The 17,971-nt window shown below is 71.7% G+C and carries 18 protein-coding genes; 9 read left to right on the plus strand and 9 right to left on the minus strand.

Annotation, left to right across the window (positions count from 1 at the left end):
• Positions 1–8: 8 nt before the first annotated feature.
• The gene (locus tag ACZ5UI_RS04475) at positions 9–1,757 is read left to right on the plus strand and encodes an ABC transporter ATP-binding protein (RefSeq protein WP_464194646.1); all 1,749 of its coding nucleotides are present in this window, start codon (positions 9–11) and stop codon (positions 1,755–1,757) included.
• Here ACZ5UI_RS04475 and ACZ5UI_RS04480 read toward each other — a convergent pair.
• Positions 1,747–3,075, minus strand: coding sequence for a M20/M25/M40 family metallo-hydrolase (locus ACZ5UI_RS04480; RefSeq protein WP_464194648.1), 1,329 nt, complete (start codon positions 3,073–3,075; stop codon positions 1,747–1,749). The two genes, ACZ5UI_RS04475 and ACZ5UI_RS04480, sit on opposite strands and share 11 nt — an antisense overlap.
• A gap of 7 nt (positions 3,076–3,082) precedes the next feature.
• The gene (locus ACZ5UI_RS04485; RefSeq protein WP_464194650.1) at positions 3,083–3,565 is read right to left on the minus strand and encodes a YybH family protein; all 483 of its coding nucleotides are present in this window, start codon (positions 3,563–3,565) and stop codon (positions 3,083–3,085) included.
• A 143-nt stretch (positions 3,566–3,708) separates the two neighbouring features.
• Here ACZ5UI_RS04485 and ACZ5UI_RS04490 point away from each other — a divergent pair, with 143 nt between their 5' ends.
• The gene (locus ACZ5UI_RS04490; RefSeq protein ID WP_464194652.1) at positions 3,709–4,491 is read left to right on the plus strand and encodes an alpha/beta fold hydrolase; all 783 of its coding nucleotides are present in this window, start codon (positions 3,709–3,711) and stop codon (positions 4,489–4,491) included.
• On the plus strand, positions 4,488–5,408 hold the full coding sequence (locus ACZ5UI_RS04495) for a DUF1028 domain-containing protein (protein WP_464194654.1): 921 nt from the start codon (positions 4,488–4,490) through the stop codon (positions 5,406–5,408). Before ACZ5UI_RS04490 ends, ACZ5UI_RS04495 begins: the two co-directional genes overlap by 4 nt.
• 3 nt (positions 5,409–5,411) lie before the next feature.
• Here ACZ5UI_RS04495 and ACZ5UI_RS04500 read toward each other — a convergent pair whose 3' ends face one another.
• The 3 genes from ACZ5UI_RS04500 to ACZ5UI_RS04510 form a co-directional block, all read right to left on the minus strand.
• Positions 5,412–6,194 carry a FadR/GntR family transcriptional regulator gene (locus ACZ5UI_RS04500; protein WP_464194656.1) on the minus strand — a complete coding sequence of 261 codons (783 nt, stop codon included), beginning with the start codon at positions 6,192–6,194 and terminating at the stop codon, positions 5,412–5,414.
• 29 nt (positions 6,195–6,223) lie between these two features.
• Positions 6,224–7,219 carry an LLM class flavin-dependent oxidoreductase gene (locus ACZ5UI_RS04505; protein ID WP_464194658.1) on the minus strand — a complete coding sequence of 332 codons (996 nt, stop codon included), beginning with the start codon at positions 7,217–7,219 and terminating at the stop codon, positions 6,224–6,226.
• 116 nt (positions 7,220–7,335) lie between these two features.
• The gene (locus tag ACZ5UI_RS04510) at positions 7,336–7,938 is read right to left on the minus strand and encodes a DedA family protein (protein ID WP_464194660.1); all 603 of its coding nucleotides are present in this window, start codon (positions 7,936–7,938) and stop codon (positions 7,336–7,338) included.
• A 67-nt stretch (positions 7,939–8,005) separates the two neighbouring features.
• Between ACZ5UI_RS04510 and ACZ5UI_RS04515 the strand changes: the two genes are divergently transcribed.
• Complete coding sequence (locus ACZ5UI_RS04515; RefSeq protein ID WP_464194662.1) at positions 8,006–9,838, plus strand: nitrilase-related carbon-nitrogen hydrolase; 1,833 nt, start codon at positions 8,006–8,008, stop codon at positions 9,836–9,838.
• A 14-nt stretch (positions 9,839–9,852) separates the two neighbouring features.
• On the plus strand, positions 9,853–10,890 hold the full coding sequence (locus ACZ5UI_RS04520; RefSeq protein ID WP_464194664.1) for a cupin domain-containing protein: 1,038 nt from the start codon (positions 9,853–9,855) through the stop codon (positions 10,888–10,890).
• On the opposite strand, the gene ACZ5UI_RS04525 is transcribed toward ACZ5UI_RS04520, so the two are convergent.
• The 4 genes from ACZ5UI_RS04525 to ACZ5UI_RS04540 form a co-directional block, all read right to left on the minus strand.
• The gene (locus ACZ5UI_RS04525) at positions 10,880–11,116 is read right to left on the minus strand and encodes a hypothetical protein (RefSeq protein ID WP_464194666.1); all 237 of its coding nucleotides are present in this window, start codon (positions 11,114–11,116) and stop codon (positions 10,880–10,882) included. The two genes, ACZ5UI_RS04520 and ACZ5UI_RS04525, sit on opposite strands and share 11 nt — an antisense overlap.
• A gap of 80 nt (positions 11,117–11,196) precedes the next feature.
• On the minus strand, positions 11,197–11,436 hold the full coding sequence (locus ACZ5UI_RS04530; protein ID WP_464194668.1) for a hypothetical protein: 240 nt from the start codon (positions 11,434–11,436) through the stop codon (positions 11,197–11,199).
• 144 nt (positions 11,437–11,580) lie between these two features.
• A complete protein-coding gene (locus tag ACZ5UI_RS04535) occupies positions 11,581–12,453 on the minus strand; it encodes an N-acyl homoserine lactonase family protein (RefSeq protein WP_464194670.1) in 873 nt (290 codons plus the stop codon).
• A gap of 22 nt (positions 12,454–12,475) precedes the next feature.
• Positions 12,476–13,168, minus strand: a complete 693-nt coding sequence (locus ACZ5UI_RS04540; RefSeq protein ID WP_464194672.1) for a TetR/AcrR family transcriptional regulator — start codon at positions 13,166–13,168, stop codon at positions 12,476–12,478.
• Positions 13,169–13,285: 117 nt separating this feature from the next.
• Here ACZ5UI_RS04540 and ACZ5UI_RS04545 point away from each other — a divergent pair, with 117 nt between their 5' ends.
• The 4 genes from ACZ5UI_RS04545 to ACZ5UI_RS04560 are packed head-to-tail and all read left to right on the plus strand — an operon-like array spanning position 13,286 to position 17,960.
• A complete protein-coding gene (locus ACZ5UI_RS04545) occupies positions 13,286–14,272 on the plus strand; it encodes a dimethylarginine dimethylaminohydrolase family protein (protein WP_464194674.1) in 987 nt (328 codons plus the stop codon).
• Positions 14,272–15,102, plus strand: coding sequence for an alpha/beta fold hydrolase (locus ACZ5UI_RS04550; protein WP_464194676.1), 831 nt, complete (start codon positions 14,272–14,274; stop codon positions 15,100–15,102). Before ACZ5UI_RS04545 ends, ACZ5UI_RS04550 begins: the two co-directional genes overlap by 1 nt.
• A gap of 31 nt (positions 15,103–15,133) precedes the next feature.
• The gene (locus tag ACZ5UI_RS04555; protein ID WP_464194678.1) at positions 15,134–16,480 is read left to right on the plus strand and encodes an LLM class flavin-dependent oxidoreductase; all 1,347 of its coding nucleotides are present in this window, start codon (positions 15,134–15,136) and stop codon (positions 16,478–16,480) included.
• 16 nt (positions 16,481–16,496) lie between these two features.
• Positions 16,497–17,960: an aldehyde dehydrogenase family protein gene (locus tag ACZ5UI_RS04560; RefSeq protein WP_464197757.1), complete on the plus strand. Its 1,464-nt coding sequence runs from the start codon at positions 16,497–16,499 to the stop codon at positions 17,958–17,960.
• The last annotated feature ends 11 nt before the right edge of the window (positions 17,961–17,971 follow it).

Genomic DNA, 17,971 nt, shown 5'->3' on the forward strand with positions numbered 1-17,971 from the left:
CCGCCCGCGTGAACCTGTTCGAGGCGCCCGTCGAGGCGTGGCGATCGGCGACCTACGCCGCCCGGCGCCCGGCGCGGCTGATCGCGTTGCTGAGCGTGTCCGGCGCGATCTCAGGCCTCGGGGAGACGGCGGTGATCATCCTGCTCGTCGCGCTCGCCGCGGGGCGCTCGCTGTCGTTCGGCGGTCTGGGCGACGTCCTGCCCAGCGGCACGTGGACGCTGGCCGGGCTCGCGCTCGGGGCGATCGCGCTCGTGGCGCTGGCCCACTGGGTGACCGCGATCGTGGCCAGCCGCGCGGCCGGGGACGCGCGCCGGACGCTGCAGCTGCGCCTCCTGGATGCCTGGTTCGCCGCGCCCTGGGGCGTGCAGGTGCGCACGCCGCCGTCGGAGCTGCAGCACCTGGTCAGCGTCGACGTGGCCGGGGTGGCCACGGGCGTGCGCAGCGGCAGCCAGGCGCTGACCGCCGCGCTGCACGTGGTGATCGTCGTCGCGGCGGCGCTGGTGATCGGGCCCTACACCGTGCTGGCCCTGGGCTCGGCGCTGGTCGTCGTCGTGCTGATCGGGCGCCCGGCCCGCCGGCATCGCCGCCGCCTGGTGCTCGACGCGGCCGCCCAGCAGCGCACGCTGTCGCGGGAGGTGGCCGAGCTGGCCGGCTTCACGCGTGAGTTCCGCCTGTTCGGGGTCGTCGGACGCGCGCGGGCGCGGCTGGCCACCCAGGTCGACGCGGGCGCCGCCGCGGCCCGGCGGATGGACGCCGCGGCGCTGCTGACCAGCCGCCTGATCCGCGACGCGACGATCGCGCTGCTGATCGTCGGCCTGGCCATCGTGCAGGCCTCCACGACGGTCGAGCTGTCCACGCTGGGCGCGACCGCCGTCCTGCTGCTGCGCGCGCTGACCTACACGCAGGCGCTGGCCGACGTCAACGTGCAGCTCCAGCAGCGCACGGTCGAGCGCGAGCGCATCGACGCGGCGCTGGCCGCGTGGGCGCCCGAGCACGTCGATGGTGACCGGCCCGCGCCGACCGGCCCCGACGTGCGCTTCGACGACGTCTCCTACCGCTATCCGGGCGCCGATGCGGACGCGCTGGCCGGCCTGTCGCTGACACTGGCCGCGGGCGATCTGGTCGGCGTGATCGGGCCGACCGGGGCGGGCAAGTCGACGCTGGCCGCGGTGCTGCTGGGCCTGAGCCGGCCCACCGCCGGCCGCGTGCTCGTCGACGGCGTCGACCTGCGCGAGCTCGATCCCGCCTCCTGGTACGCGCGCACCGCCTGGGTCGGGCAGGACCCGCGGCTGCTGGAGGGCACGATCGCCGACAACATCCGCCTGCTGCGCGCCGAGCTCGACGACGAGACCGTCCGCCGGGCCGCGTTGGACGCCGGGCTGGGGGAGGAGCTGGCCGCCTGGCCCGACGGGCTGGACCACGTCGTCGGCGTCGGTGGCGCGACGCTGTCGGGCGGTCAGCGCCAGCGCGTCGCGATCGCCCGGGCGCTGGCCGGGCGGCCGGCGATCCTGGTGCTCGACGAGCCGACCAGCGCGCTCGACGTCCACGCCGAGGCGACGGTCCGCGACCTGCTGAGCAGCCTGCGCGGCCGGGCGCTGGTGTTCGTCGTCGCGCACCGGCTGTCCACGCTGCAGGCCTGCGACCGGATCGCGGTGATCGAGGGCGGGCGGCTGGTCCGGATCGCCCCGCCCGACGAGCTGCGCCGCGACGAGGCCTACTTCCGCGACGTCCTCGCGCTGTCGCAGATCACGACGTAGCCGGCAGCTGGGCCAGCGCGCTCAGCAGCTCGCGCGCGCTGGCCGCGCACAGGCGCAGCGACTCCAGCCGGAAGGACTCGTCGGGCGCGTGGGGGAGGTCGTCGGGCAGCGCGAAGCCGGAGACGATCGTCGGGATGCCGGCGGCGCCCAGCTCGGCCACGATCGGGATGCCGCCGCCCCAGCGCACGATCGCCGGGCGCATCCCGGTCGCCCGCTCCAGCGCGGCGATGCCCAGCTGGATCGCCGGTAGGGCGGGGTCGAAGAGCACGGGGTCGGCGGTGTCGAAGCGCATCTGCACGTCGACGCCCGCGGGTGCAGCGTCGCGCAGCAGCCCCTCGAGCACGGGTCGCACGTCGGCGGCGCGCTGGTGGGGCACGAGCCGCTGGCTGAGCGTCGCGTGGGCGACCGCCGGCACGACCGTGCGCTCGGCGCCGGTGCGGATCCCGCCCACGTCCAGCGACGCGTCGCCCCAGGTGCGGGCGTAGTACTGCGCGCCCGCCGCCGGGTGCAGCGGGCGCCCGCCGGCGTCGGCCAGCACCGCGTCGCCCGGCGGCAGCGCGGCCCAGCCGGCCAGCTCGGCCTCCCCGGGCGGCTCGATGCCCACGCGCAGCTCGTCGCGCACCCGCCCGTCCGGACCGGGCAGCACCGCCGCGATCATCGCGTGCAGCACGTGCGCCGCGTTGAGCACGCTGCCCCCGTACGCGCCGGAGTGCAGGTCGCGCTCGTTCGTGCGCACCGTGAGGTGCGCCTGGACCGCGCCGCGCAGGCCGATCGTGATCGCGGGCGTGCGCTCGTCGATCATCCAGCTGTCGAAGACGATCGCGCAGTCGGCGCCGCGGTCGTCGTCGCGCAGCCAGCGCCCGGCCGCCGCGCCGGCGATCTCCTCCTCGCCGTCGATCAGCACGCGCACGTTGACGGGCAGGTCGCCGGCCCGGGCCAGCGCGCAGGCCTCGTGCAGCAGCGGCAGGAAGTTGCCCTTGTCGTCGGACGCGCCGCGCGCGTACAGGCGGCCGGCGCGGATCTCGGGCGCGAACGGGTCCGATGTCCACGCGTCCAGGTCGCCCGTGCCCTGGACGTCGGCGTGTCCGTAGATCAGGACGGTCGGGGCGTCGGGCCGGCGGGCGCGCAGCTCGCCCACGACCAGCGGGTTGCCGTAGGCGTCGCAGCGCTCGGTTCGGCCGCCGGCGGCCACGATGCGCTCGCAGGCCCAGTCGGTGGCCGCGCGCAGCGCGACCAGGTCGCCGCCGTCCGTCGAGACCGACGGGATCCGCAGCCACTCGCACAGGTCGGCGAGCAGCGCCGGATCCACGTCGGTCATGCGCCGCTCAGCCGGCCTCGCGCGTGAGCACGCTGTCCTGGAAGCCCATGCGCACCTCGTCGTCGGGCGCGTGGGGCGAGCAGTGGTGGTGCCAGATCTTCCACACCGGGTTGCCCTCGCTGTCCTCGCGGATGTAGACCTCGGTCTCGCGGATGCGCAGCTCGGCGGGGATGGTCGGCGGCAGCTCGAACCCCTCCTTGGCCACGAGCTTGACCTTCGCCTCGTGCGAGACCCAGGCCATGTCGCCGCGGACCTCGACGCGGTAGTCGATGACCTCCTGCTCGGGGATCCCGAAGGCGGGGGCGATGGTCTCCCACAGCTGGGTCAGCTCGGCCAGCGACCAGTAGGTGTGGCCGTTGAGGTTGTACTGCAGGAACTTGTCGCCGTCGACGAAGCACGCGCGCATCCGCGGGATGTCGAAGTCCATGTTCGCCGCCCACCACTCGTCGTGCAGGCGGTTGATCTCAGCGAGGTCCGCTTCGTCCGTCATCAACAGCTCCTGTCGCTCGGCGCTTAATGTCCGCTGAAAGCACCTTATGATCCGCCGAGGGGCCGGTCAACCGCTTGTCTGAGCCAATCTTGTCCAAACATGTTTGGACAGAATGACGAGACCTTTGAGCGTAGGATTCGCTCGTGACCTTCACCGCATTCTCGTTCACCGGACCCGTCGGCACGCTGGGCGGGACGACCTACGGGGACGTGACCGGCCCCGCGACGCCGGTGCTGTTCATCCATCCGATCAACACCGATCACCGCGCCTGGGCCGACGTGGCCGAGGGGCTCGGCCGGCCGGCCATCCTCCCGTCGCTGCGCGGGCATCGCGACGCGGTCGCCGCCGGCCCGTACGGCGTCGACTTCTGGCTGGAGGATCTGGTCGCCACGCTGGACCATCTGGGGGTGGAGCGCGTGCACGCGATCGGCGGCTCGCTGGGCGGCACGCTCGCCGTCCTGCTGGCCACCCGTCACCCCGAGCGCGTCGCGTCGCTGGCCAGCTTCGGCTCCACGCTGGACGCACGCGGCAACGTCGACGCGTTCATCGACCTGCTCGAGAGCCAGGGCGTGGCGGCCACGTTCCGCCAGCTCGTCCCGCTGGCCAGCCTGGGACCCAACGCGTCGGAGGAGCTGCTCGAGCGGACCCTGACGCTGGTCAACCCCAACGACGTACCGGTGGTCCGCGACGTGCTGCTGGGCGCGACCGCGACGAACGTCGTCGACGAGGTGCACCCCGTGCCCGTGCCCGCGCTCGTGGCCTGCGGCGAGTTCGACGCGACGTGTCCGCCCGAGCAGAACGAGCAGATGGCCCACCGCCTGGGCGTGGAGCTCGTGGTCCTGCCCGGCGTCGGGCACCTGCCGATGCTCGAAGCGCCGCCGGAGACGATCGCGCTGCTGGCCGCGCACCTGGAGACCGCGGCGTGACCTACTCGCTGATCGCGCGCGATCCGGACACCGGCGGCATCGGCTTCGGCGTCCAGTCGCACTTCTTCGGCGTCGGCCGCGTGGTCGGCCACGCGGAGGCCGGCGTGGGCGGGATCCTCACGCAGGCCTTCGCCGAGATCTCCTTCGGGCCGCGCGGCATGGCGCTCCTGCGCGACGGGCTGGCCGCCGAGGAGGTGCTCGCCGCGCTGCTGGGTCCCGACGAGCGGCGCGAGACGCGGCAGGTCGCGGTGATCGACGCCGAGGGCGGCATCGCCGTGCACACCGGCACCGACACGGTGCTGTGCCGCGGCCATCACGTCGGTGCGGGGGTCACCGCCCAGGGCAACATGCTCGGCAGCGACGACACGCCGGAGGCGATGGTCGCCGCGTTCGCGCAGACCGACGGGCCGCTGGCCGACAAGCTGCTGGCCGCGATGGACCGGGCCGAGGTGATCGGCGGCGACCTGCGCGGGCGCCAGTCCGCGGCGCTGTACGTCGTCGACGGCGTGCGCTCGGATGCGCCCTGGGACCACGTGCTCGTCGACGTGCGCGTCGACGACCATCCCGAGCCGCTGGTCGAGCTGCGCCGCCTGGCCGGCCTCAACGGGTTCTACGACCGGCTGCTTCAGATGATGAGCGAGCCGCGGCTGCTGGGCGGCCCCGAGCCGCCGACGGCCGAGCAGGCCGAGGTCGCGCTGGCCGAGCTCAGCGCCGGCATGGAGCTGCTGGGCGACAACCACGAGGCGACGCTGTGGCGGGGCGTGGTGCTCGCGCGCATCGGGCGCGACGCGGAGGCGGCCGCGCACCTGGCGGCGGCGATCGAGCTGCAGCCCGAGCTGGACGCCTACATCCGCGGGTTCCCCACGTCCGGCGTGCTCAGCGCCGAGCAGCTGGCCCGCGTCCTGCCCGTGGGCTGACGCCTACGGCGGGGGCGGCAGCCGGAACCCGAGCGACGCTTCCTCCAGCGCGGCCAGGTGGTCGTCCACCGTGCGGCGGACGATCGTCGGGTCGCGCGTCTCCAGCGCCGCCATCATCGTCTGCTGGTTGCGGTAGGAGGCCTCGACCTCGACGTGCCCGTGCGGGAAGAACGAGCGCAGCACGAGGATCTCCTTCAGCGTGTCCGACAGCGCCTCGGCCAGCAGCACGTTGCGGCTGTACTCGCCGACCGCCATGTGGAAGCGCATGTCGTGGTGCAGGATCTCGCCGTGGCTGCGCCCGAGGCTGGCCCCGAGCATCTCGACGAGCTCGCGCAACGCGGCGAAGTCCTCCTGGGTGGCCAGCTCCGCGGTGCGCACGGCGGCCGCGGTCTCGACGATGCGCCGGAACTCCAGCCGCGAGCGGATGTTCGCCGTGTACTCGCCGCGCAGGCTGGCCAGCACGCGGGGGAGGTTGTCGACCGACACCAGCACGGTGCCCCCGCCGCGCCCGCGCCGCGTCTCGACGATGCCCTCGTCGCGCAGGGTCTCGATCGCCTCGCGCACCACGACGCGGCTGACCGCGAGCTGCTCGGTCAGCTCGCGCTCGGTCGGCAGCTGGTCGCCGATGCCCCAGCGACCGACGCGGATCGCGTCGACCAGGACGGCGACGACCTCGTCGCGCGCCTTGGGCAGGCGGATCGGGCGCAGGTTCCAGGTCTCCAGCAGCCGCTGGCGATCGAGCGCCTGCGTGTCGATCGCCACCGGGGTGGGCGCGGCATCCGCCATACCGCCGGATCGTATTCGCGGCCCGGCGCTCACGCGGCGGCCAGCAGCGGCAGGACCGCGTTGCCCGCGATCCGGGCCATCTCCGTGCAGCGGTCTGTGGGCATCGGGAACAGCGCGACGCTGTCGGCGCCCGCGTCGAGCAGCGCCTGGATCTGCGCCGCGCACTCCTCGGGGTTGCCGACGACGGCCAGATCGTCCAGCCACTGGGGCTGCAGGCCGCGGGCGATCGCCTCCGGGCCGTCGGCCGCGAGCGCCATCAGCTCGTCGGAGATCCCGTACAGATCCGACATCGGCGTCTTGGGCATCATCGACAGGTACATCGCGAACAGCGGGCGCAGCGCGTCGCGGGCCACGTCGCCGTCGTCGTCGCAGCAGAACGCCGCGAAGGCGACGACCCGATGGTGCCCGGTGCGCCCGGCCGTGGCCTGGCCCGCGGCGACCTGCTCGCGCAGCCACCGCAGGTAGGGCACGTTCGTGAACACCGAGGTGACCGTGCCGTCGGCGATCTCGCCCGACATGGCCAGCATCTTGGGGCCGAGCACGCCCAGGTACAGCGGCGGCAGCTCCTGGAGCGGATAGGTCAGCGCGACCTCGTCGAAGCCGAAGTACGGGCTCTCGCGGGTCAGGGTCTCGCCGGCCAGCAGGTCGCGGACCGCGGTGGTGCACTCGCGCACGGCGGTCAGCTGCGACTTGGGGTAGACGCCCATCTGGCGCGTCCAGTGGGGGACGCCGAGCCCGATCCCGGGCATGAACCGGCCCGGGTACATCCGGCAGATCGTCGAGATCTCCATGGCCAGCAGGGCCGGGTGGCGAACCATCGCCGAGACGATGCCGGTGCCGACCGGGATCTCGCTGGTCACCTCCAGCGCGGCGGTGGCTCCGGCGATGCCGCCGGTGAAGAAGTAGTCCTCGGCCAGCCACAGCTCGCCCAGGCCCTGGTCCTCGCCCAGGCGGGCGAGGTCGCGGATCTGCTCCGGCGGGATGGCGCTGCCCAGGACGAGGCCGACGGGGAGACGGTCAGACATTGGCCACCGGGATCCTTGGATCGAAGGGAGAAGTCTGGAAAACATACCTCAGCCTTCTGGCCGAGCCACCGCGTTTCGTCCAGCCGTGGTCGACCCTGTGTCCAAAAAGATCTGAGTCAGGGACCTTCGACGGCGACCGGGGCGCCACGGTGCCGGCGCCAGTGGCGAAAGCCGTAGGCCAGGAGCGCCAGCGCGGCGGCCGCGATCACCAGCGGCGTCAGCACCTGCTTGAGGTTGCCGCCGTCGATCGCGTTGCCGATGCCGTAGGCGCCCAGCACGGACACCGCGGTCCACAGCGTCGCCGCGATCAGGTTCCAGATGGCGAAGCGCCGCAGGGGCATCCCGAGGCTGCCCGACACCCACGAGGAGACGAACAGGACCATCACGCCGCCGACCTTCTCCTCGAGCTCGTGGCCGGCCTCCAGGGCCTTGCGCCCGCGTTGGGCCATGCGCCCCTCGTGGGGGCGCTTGGCCGGTCGCGTGGCCAGCCGCCGTCCGATCGACCAGCCGGCGATCCCGCCGATCTCGGCCCCCGCCACGCCCGCGACGAGCACGGCCCACAGGCTCAGCGTGCCCTGGCTGGCCAGAACGCCGGCGGCACCGAGCGCCGCGGTGCCCACCGCGGGAACGCCCGTCCAGCTGATCACCTCCGCGCAGAAGACGACCAGCAAGGTTGCGCTGACGCTGACCGATGCAGCGAGGACCCATGCGCTCGTCATCGACCGACCCTAGCCCGCCGGCGGGCGAGATTGCAGTTGGGCGCCGCGCGCGCCGATCATGTGGTCTGTGACCCGCACCGAGCCGTTCACCGTCGCCGCCGTCGAGTTCAACCCCGAGCTGTTCGAGTTCGATCGCAACCTCACGCGCGCGTGCGCGGTGATCACGGAGGCGGCGGGCCACGGCGCGGAGCTGATCGTCCTGCCGGAGGCGGCGCTGTCGGGGTACATCTACCGCGACCTCGAGCAGTTCCTGCCCTACATGGACACGGTGCCGGGCCGGGCGACGGAGGCGATCGCGCCGCTGTGCGCGACCCACGGCTGCCACGTGGCCATCGGCATCGCGGAGATCGATCGCGCGACCGGGCTGACGTACAACACCGGCGCGCTCGTCGGCCCCGACGGCTACATCGGCAAGTACCGCAAGAACGGCCTGAACCCGAGCGACATCCTGTGGTTCACCCCGGGCAACACGGGCTACCCGGTGTTCGAGACCGAGCTGGGCCGGATCAGCATGGTCATCTGCTACGACGACACCTACTGGGAGCCGGGGCGGCTGCCCGCGGTCAAGGGCGCTGACCTGATCGCCTACATCTGCTCCAGCGACCGGGTCCTGACCCAGCTGGGCCCGGAGTCGCGGGGCAACCACTCGACCATCGCGGCGGTCCAGCAGCTGGCGGCCTGGAACGGGCTGGCGATGGTCGCGGCCGATCGCAACAACGTCGAGAGCAACCCGACCACGGGCATCTCGGTCGTCTACGGCGGCTCGGCCTCGATCTGGCAGGCCAACGGCGAGCGCACCGGCCATCTGCCCGCGACGGACGCGAACCTGACCGCGGCCAACCCCGGCCAGATCCTCTACGGGCAGATCGACCCGGCGCTGTACGACAACGGCCAGAAGGCCTCGCTGGCCCGCCGCCGCCCCGAGCTGTACGGCGACCTGGCCTTCTACCGAGCCCCGACCGACGGCGCGGCGTCGACCGAGTCCCATGCGGTCACCGCGGTCGCGTTGCAGTACGAGATCGCCGGCGACTTCGACGCCACCGTGCTGCGCGCCGGCGCGCTCGTCGCCGAGCTCGAAGCGGCCGGAACCGCCGACGGGCTCGTGGTGTTCCCGGCCTTCAGCTTCACCGGCGCGCCGGGCGATGCCGCCACGATCGCCGAGTCGGCCCTCGGGCGCACCGTCCAGGTGCTGTCGGACTTCGCGGTGCGGTTGCGCAGCCACGTGGTCGGCAGCCACGTCGAGCGCGACGGCGACGCGCTGTTCCACACCGCGGTGCTGATCGGGCCCGACGGCAGGCAGCTGGGCACCTATCGCCAGACGCACCTCGACGAGCCGACCGCGGCCTGGGCCACGGCCGGCGACGACCTGCCGGTATTCGACACGAGCATCGGCCGCGTCGCGATCCTGCTCTGCGAGGACGTCCGCTTCCCCGAGGCCAGCGGCGTGCTCGCCGTCCGTCGCGCCGACCTGATCGCGGTGCCGAGCGCGTGGACGGGCGACTACGGCGGCTGGCTGCAGGAGTCCGAGGGGCTGTTCGCGCACGGGTTCGCGGCCAACACGATGAACCTCTGGTACGCGGTGGCCAAGACGAGCCAGGCGTACACGGTGGTGGCCAACCCGGTCGGCGGCGGCTGCTCGGGCTCCAGCGGCGTCTTCACGATCAACCCGGTCGACGCGCAGGCCCCGGTCGTGGCCACCACCGACGCGACGACCACCGTCAGCCTGGCGCTGCAGACGCTGGGGGATCCGGGCTGGTGGATGGACCAACGCCGCCTGGTCGCCGGCCGCCGGGCGGATCTCGCGGTTCCGTTGGTGCTGGCCACCGACTCCGACGCATTTCTCACCTGGCGGGATCGCCCCGGGTATGACCTGTCCGCCTGGACCGCGTTCGCGCAGTAGAAAGGACCACACCGATGTCACGACACGTCAAGTCGATCCTCACGGCCGACGCGCAGCACGAGAGCGAGCTGGGCAGCATCCGTCGCCTCCACAAGGGCAACTTCCCGATCCTCGAGCGCGTCTCGATGAAGCGGCTGGTCCTGGAGCCCGGCGCGATCCGCGAGCCGCACTGGCACGCCAACGCCGACGAGCTGACCTACTGCGTCGCCGGGTCGGTGCTCGTCTCGATCCTCGACAACGCCGACGTCTTCTCGACGTTCACGATCGACGCCGGCGAGATGTTCCAGGCCGAGAGCGGGTCGCTGCACCACATCGAGAACGTGGGCGACGTCGCGGCCGAGCTGATCCTGGTGTTCTCCAGCGAGGCGCCCGAGGACTTCTCGCTGCACGGCGCGTTCGGGGCCATGAGCGACGCGGTGCTCGGCAACGCCTACGGCCTGCCCGCCGCGGACTTCGCGCGCCTGCCCCGCGACACCGGCTCACCCGATCTGGTGGCCGGAGTCGGCGATCCGGTGATCCCCGACCGCGCCGGCTTCGCCGATCCGCACAAGTTCGCCGTCGAGGCGTCGCAGCCGCCGCTGGACTACCCGTTCGGCAACGCGCGCCTGGCCCGCGTGGGCGCGTGGCCCGCGCTGCGCCACCTGTCGATGTACTCGCTGCGCATCGAGACGACCGGCATGCGCGAGCCGCACTGGCATCCGGAGACCGCCGAGCTCGGGTACGTCCGCCAGGGCCGGGCGCGCATGAGCATCCTCGATCCCGACGGCAGCGTCGACACCTACGTCCTGCAGCCCGGCGACGTGTACTTCGTCCCGCGCGCCTACCCGCACCAGATCGAGGTCATCGGCGACGAGCCGATCCACTTCCTGATCTTCTTCGACCAGAACACGCCCGGCGACATCGGCTTCCGCGCGTCGGCATCGGCCTTCTCGCCCCGCGTGCTGGCCTCGGTGTTCGGCGTCGACCTGGACACGCTGCCGACGTTCCCGTTCACGCCGATCGACCCGCTGATCGTCGCGCGCGAGAACCCGGTCGATCCCGTCAGCGAATAGAGACGACGACCGGGCGGTCGCTCATCAGGTGGCGCACGGAGCCCAGCGCCTCCAGGCACTCGCGGGCGCGCTCGCGCGACGTCTCCGGGCAGTCGGCATCGGCGGCGAGGTCCTGGTGGAGATGTTCGGGCACGTCGATCCAGCCCAGCGCCCCGGCGCGCCACAGATGGACGGAGGCCGCCTGGCTGAGCACGAGGCAGATGTACTCCAGGAATTCCGTTTCCATGTCGGTGACCCTAACGCCGAACGGGACTCCCGCGTACCAGATTCGTCAGAGGCCAGACACTGGCGGACGAGTGCGCGTGGTCAGCGCTGCAACTCGTCCAGCACGGCCAGGGCGCCACGCGCCCGCGCGCGCACGAACGCGGCCCGGGGCTCGCTGGCGTCCTCGAGGAAGCCGTCGATCGCGGTGACGAGGTCGGCCAGCGCATCGGTCAGCCGCAGCGCCCGCCCGCTGGCCTCGTCGTCAGCGTGGGCCAGGGCGGCCAGCGCGAGCCCGTCGACCGTCGCGCTCAGCCGCACCCGACAGGCGCCGACGTGCTCCACGTTCGCGCGATCGAAAGAGGTCAGTTCGCGGATCAGCGCCGCGGCAGCAGGTTCCACATCTCGCGATACGTCCGTCATCCGTTCGGGCGATCACGTACCCGCCAAACGTCTCGTCCAGCCCTCGGTGGTCTGGGTGTTGACCGCTCACCGACGGTCGACGGTGGTGACCTGGCCGCGTTCGAGGCGCGCGGAGCCTTCTGGGTCGTGCGTCGGCACCAAGATGACCGGCCGCTGCGTGCACAGCGCGCGCACCCTCGCGGTGCTGTCGCGATGTGCCTTGGCGTTCTGCGCGACGCCATCGATGCGCCCCTCGAGCAGCGCGCGCTCGACGTACGTGGCGTCGCCGGCGAGGAAGACGATGTGGTCGGGCAGCTCGACGGCGACGGAGAGGTGGCCGTCGGTGTGGCCGGGCGTCGGGAGCGCTCGCACGCGCCCGTCCTCCGTCAGCGCGATCGACGCGTCGAAGGTCTCCCACGGTGAACCGGAGAACGTCAGTCGCGTCGGGTTGAACCACGAGGGATAGAACCGCGCGAAGTACGCGTTCGCCGGCCCCAGTCGTCCGAGTGCCAGCGCCGCCTCCTGCGCGGAGACGAGGATCTCGACGCCCTCGAAGTGCGCCAGTCCGCCGACGTGGTCTCCGTGCATGTGCGTCAGCACCAGCTTCGACACCGCTTGGGGGTCATAGCCCAGACGGCGGAGCTGGGGGCCGACCTCCTCGCCCGCGGCCTGCCTCTGACGGTCACACGTGCGCGCGATGACATGCCAGGCCGGTGTGTGCTCCCGGTGTCTGGCGTCCCCGCCGGCATCGACGACGATCACGCCCTCGGGGTGATCGATCACGTAGCAACTGATCGGGAGCTGCGGCGTCCAGGTCCGGTCGCCCAGCACGTCGAGGACCCGTGTCTCCCTGCGCTCGTACCGCGGTTCGACCTGCCGGCGCTTGATCTGCACGTCGCCGGTCCGCACCGCACGAACCGTGATCGGGCCAGCGCTGCGCGTGTCGGCGATCGAGGTCATGGGGAGGACGGGACTGAGGCGGCTAGGAGCTGCCGTAGGTCGCTGGCCGGAGATTCTGGCGGCCTTCGGCGATCTCCGCGCTGAGACGCTCGGCGATCTGGGAACCCTCCCGGCGAACACGCGCAAGCTCCGCGGTCTCGGTGAGGAGCGCGCGCAACGCGAAGGATGCGATGTCATCCGCGCGCTGCGTCGCCTGGGCGGGCCCCTCGCCGTGGTGGGTGGTGATCGTCATCTGGTGCAGCCCCGTGATCGCCTGGCGGGCGAAGAGCGGGTCCACGCGGATGAACTCGCCGCGTTCGACGCCCTGTCGCACGATCTCGGTGACGCAGTCGCGGAGCTCCGCGAGTTGGTCGGACCAGCGCGCGAAGAGCGGGTCGTCGATGATGTCGCCGACCTGCAACCCACGCATGTCGTAGGGCGACGTGGCCAGGAAGATCGTGTCGCTGTAGACGTAGCCGTACAGGCGGGTCGACGCGGGCTGGTCACGTTCGGCGAGCGCCCGGATGGGAGCGACGACTCCGGCGAGGCTGTGCTCCAACAGCGCTTCGGCGATCTCGGCCTTCGACGCGAAGTGATGGAACAGGGATGGCTGGCGGATCCCGACGGCGTCCGAGATCTCTCTGGTGCGGGTGCCCGAGTAGCCCTTGTGGGCGAAGAGGTCCGCCGCGGCTCCGAGGATGCGCTCCCGTGTGTCGGTGGTTGTGGGTGGCGCCATCGGTGGATCGTACGAATGCGGTCGGAGACCGGTTGGAGTTGACAGGCGGCGCCGGTCGCGGTTAACTCGTCCGGCCTATCAATGTATAGGCCAGATCCGAACGCCATACATCGATTAATGACCTCGATTCACGTCGACAACAGCCATCAGCGCGCCATGGAGAGCGCCGCCGAACCACCGTTCGCCGCGGAGCTCGCCGACGTCTGGGGGCAGTCATGGGGTGCAACCGACGAGGTAGGGCGGCTGCGCCGCGTGCTCGTCAGGGAGCCCGGCGGGGAGCTCGGCGTCGTGCGGGCGGATGCTTGGAGCGAGCGTGACCAGGCGCTCGTCGACCCCGAGGGCCGGTGGTACTGGACCGATCGGGTCCCTCCGGACCTGGATGTGGTCCGCGGGCAGCATCAGGGCCTGGTGGATGCACTGCGCGGTGCGGGTGTGACCGTCGACGTCGCGCCTGCGATGGGCGGCGGGTTCACCAAGGCGATCTACACGCGCGACCCGCTGGTCGTCACGCCGCACGGCGCGATCATCGGTCGGATGGGGGTTCGGATGCGTCGAGGCGAGGAGCCCGACGTGTCGCGCTTCGTCGCCGGCCTGGGGATGCCGATCGTCGGGACGATCACGGGGACGGGCACGCTCGAGGGCGGCTCGTACTGCAAGTTGCGGCCCGACCTGCACGTGTTGGGGACGTCGATCCGCTGCAACACGGAAGGCGCCGCGCAGCTCAAGGCGTTGCTCGCGCTGATGGACGTGAGCCTCCTGGTCGTGCCGTTGCCGGGATGGTCGATCCACATCGATCTCCACCTGGCGCTGGTTGCGCCCGATCGTGCGCTCGTCGACGCCGAGCGTCTCCCGTACGACTTCCTCCAGTTCCTTCTCGATCAGGGCTTCGAGCTGATCGAGGCCGATCCGTCTGAGCCGTGGGGGCTGAACCTGCTCTGCCTGGAGCCTGGGCGTGTGCTGATGGCCGGCGGGACGCCGCGCACGGCCCAGCGCCTGAGCGACCGCGGGATCGACGTCGTGACGGTCGCCTACGACGAGATCCAGAAGAACGGCGGAGGCGTGCACTGCTCGACGATGGAGCTCGTGCGCGACAGCGCCAGCTGATGCCGACCCCGGAGATGGCGATGCCCACCTGGACGTACTACACCGAGCCGCAGTTCGTCCAGATCGACGGGCTCCGCACCGCCTACCGCCGCAGCGGCACCGGGGAGCCGATCCTGTTCCTGCACGGTGGCGGGCTCACGCGGTTGTGGCTGCCGTTCCTGGCCGAACTGGCTGCCGGCCACGACGTCGTCGCGCCTGAGCATCCGGGCTTCGGTGACACCCCGATGCCCGCGCATCTCGCGGGCTTCGACGATCTGGTGTTGCACTACGACAGCCTGCTCGACGCGCTCGGCCTGCACGAGGTCCACCTCGTCGGCCACTCGCTCGGTGGCTGGATCGCCGCCGAGCTTGCCGTCTTCTACCCGCGCCGCTTCAAGAGCCTGACGCTGGTCACGGCCTCCGGCGTCCACGTGTCCGGGGTGCCCAGCATCGACACCTTCCGCATGAGCCCCGAGGAGCTGCAGGACGCGCTGTTCAACGGCCGCGGCGATCGCCACGCCGAGCTCTTCGAGCAGGACCAGACCGAGGATGGGCTGGTCAACGCGTTCGCCGCGCGGGCGACCACCGCCCTGCTGGCCTGGAATCCGCGCTACGACCGCAAGCTCGATCGGCGGCTGGCCCGCGTGACCGCACCGACGCTCGTCCTCGGAGCAGAGGACGATCGCATCACGCCGACCCCGACGGCAGCCCGCTTCGCCGAGCTGATCCCGGGCAGTCGCCTGCACACGGTGCCTGGCCGGCCCGGCGAACCGTCGGGTCACCTGCTCCACGTCGAACAGCCGCAGGCCGTGGCGCGACTGATCGCCGACCACGTCGCCGCGAACGCGTGACCACCGTGATCCGAACGACCGGAAAGCCCTGATGCACGACATCGATTTCTACGTGCTCCTGGACGGCGCCTACCCACAGGTGCCCTACGCCGGGAAGCGCAAGTCCAACTACGTCAACCTGCCCAACGAGCTCTACGACCCCGTCCACGGCCAGCGCGTGCTCGATGACCTCCTGGAGACGCTGGCGGCGGTCGAGGAGCTCGGCTTCGACGGGGCGATGATGAGCGAGCAGCACGGCGGCCCAATCGGCGTGCTGGGCAATCCGCTGCTTGCCGGCGCGTGGCTGGCGGCGCGCACGCGGCGCATCCGCATCGCGGTCGTCGGGGCGATCATTAACGACTACCTCACGCCGGTCCGGATGGCCGAGGAGATCGCGACGGTCGACACCATGGCGCGCGGCCGGCTCGACGTCGGCCTGCCGGTCGGTCACGGCATGCAGTACCACTCGACGGGGGTCATGAACCCCGCCCATGCGCGGGCGCGTTATCGCGAGGCCCACGACCTGCTCATCAAGGCGATGACGGCGCCGGGGCCGTTCGAGTGGCACGGCGAGTACTTCCAGATTCCCTACGTGAACCTGTGGCCCAAGCCGCTGCAGCAGCCCCACCCGCCGATCTTCATTCCCGGCGGCGGGTCGGCCGAGACCCTCGAGCTGGTGGCCAGACATCGGTACGTGTACCAGTCGGTGCTGAGCCCACGCCCGGCACTGCTGAAGACCTACCAACGGCTGCGGGAGCTGTGCGAGGCCAACGGCTATACGGCTGACCCCAAGCAGATGGCCCAGGTGATCGAGGTGCATGTCGCGGAGACCGACAAGCAGGCGCGGCTGGAGTCCGAAGCGCACTCGCTGTGGCAGTTCCAGAACTTCTACCGCTCGCCGATGCACGACAACTTCCCGCCCGGCTACACCAGCGCGCAGTCGATGGCGGCGATGGCGGGTGGCGGCTACCGGTCGACGCCGCTCAGCGAGCTGACCTACGACGACCTGGTGGCCAATGGCTGGGCGGTCTCGGGATCGCCTGAGACCGTCGCCTCGCAGCTGCGCGAGTCGCTGGAGGAGTCGGGCGCCGGCCGCGTGATCCTCGTCTTCAACGTCGGGACCAAGCCTCGGTGGATGACGATGAAGAGCCTGACGATGTTCGCCGAGGAGGTCATGCCGAAGCTGCGCCCGGGCGGCGTTCCGGCCTGGCGCGACCGGACGCTGGCCGGATACGAGACGAACACCGAGTACGGCGCGCGCAGGCCCGTCGGCGGCCCGGTGCCCACCGCTGCCGGGATCGTCGAGGGCGGCCTCGTCGACGTCACCCAGGCCCACGTCCAGGAACTGCGCACCGCGGTCGAGTCCTGGCCCGCTTCCACCCCCAAGCAGGAGAACTGACATGACACCTGACGAGATCCATGCCCACGACCGGCTGTTCATCGGCGGGACCTGGGTCGAGCCCTCGACGGCGGAGCGCATCGCGGTCACCGATCCCGCCACCGAGGCGTTGATCGGACGTGTCCCCGCCGGCCAGCAGGAGGATGTCGATCGCGCGGTCGCGGCCGCTCGAGCGGCGCTGGGGGTTTGGTCGGCCACGTCTCCGGCAGAGCGCGCTGTCGTGCTGCGTCGGATCGCCGACGGCCTGGACGCCCGCAAGCAGGAGATGGCCGAGCTGGTCACGCGTGAGCTGGGAATGCCGCTGCACACCACGCAGCCGGTGCAGGTCGACTGGTCGATCGAGACGTTGCGTGTGGAAGCGGACAACCTCGAAGCGTTCTCCTGGCGCGAGCCGCTCGACGGCTACGTGGTGGTGCAGGAACCGCGCGGGGTGATCGCGGCGGTCACGCCGTGGAACTTCCCGCTGGACCAGGTCATCTCGAAGATGTCTCCGGCGCTGGCGGCGGGCTGCACGGTGGTGCTGAAGCCCTCCGAGATCGCGCCGCTGTGCACGTTCCTGCTCGCCGAGGTGCTCGCGGAGAGCGGCCTTCCGGCTGGAGCCTTCAACATCGTCACCGGCACCGGTCCCGTCGCCGGCGAGGCGCTGGTGGGACATCCGGACGTCGACATGATCTCGTTCACCGGCTCCGTCCGGGCCGGGCGCCGGGTCGCCGAGCTCGCATCGCGCAACGTCAAGCCGGTGACGCTCGAACTGGGCGGCAAGTCCGCGAACATCATCCTCGACGACGCCGACCTCGAGGCGGCGGTCGCCCACGGCGTCGCCGACTGCTACCTGAACTCGGGGCAGACGTGCAACGCGCTGACCCGGATGCTGGTCTCCCGCGATCGCCTCGCAGAGGCCGAGCAGATCGCCGCCAAGGTGGCCGACACGTTCACGCCAGGAGATCCCTTCGCGGCTGAGACGAAGATCGGGCCGTTGATCTCCGAGACGCAACGCGAGCGGGTCCGTGGCTACATCCGCACCGGGGTGGAGGAGGGCGCCAAGCTGGTGACCGGAGGCGAGGAAGCTCCGGACGGCCTCGACCGCGGCCACTTCGTGCGACCCACGGTGTTCTCGGAGGTCAGCCCGGAGATGACGATCGCCCAGGAGGAGATCTTCGGCCCGGTGCTGGTCATCCTGCCCTTCGAGGACGAAGCCGATGCCGTCCGGATCGCCAACGGCACGCCGTACGGCCTGGCCGGCGCGGTCTGGACCGAGGATCCCGAGCGTGCCGAACGGGTGGCCGGTCGGCTGCTCGCCGGCCAGGTCTACATCAACGGCGCCGCCTTCAACGCCCAAGCGCCGTTCGGCGGCTACAAGCAGAGCGGCTACGGCCGCGAGCACGGACCGCACGCGATCCACGAGTTCCTGCAGGCCAAGGCACTGGTCTTCAACCCCGACGGTCACTTCGCCGTCCAGTCCGTGATGGGCGTCAAGTGAGCGCGCCGTCT

The organism is Conexibacter sp. JCM 18997 (genome assembly GCF_055391915.1).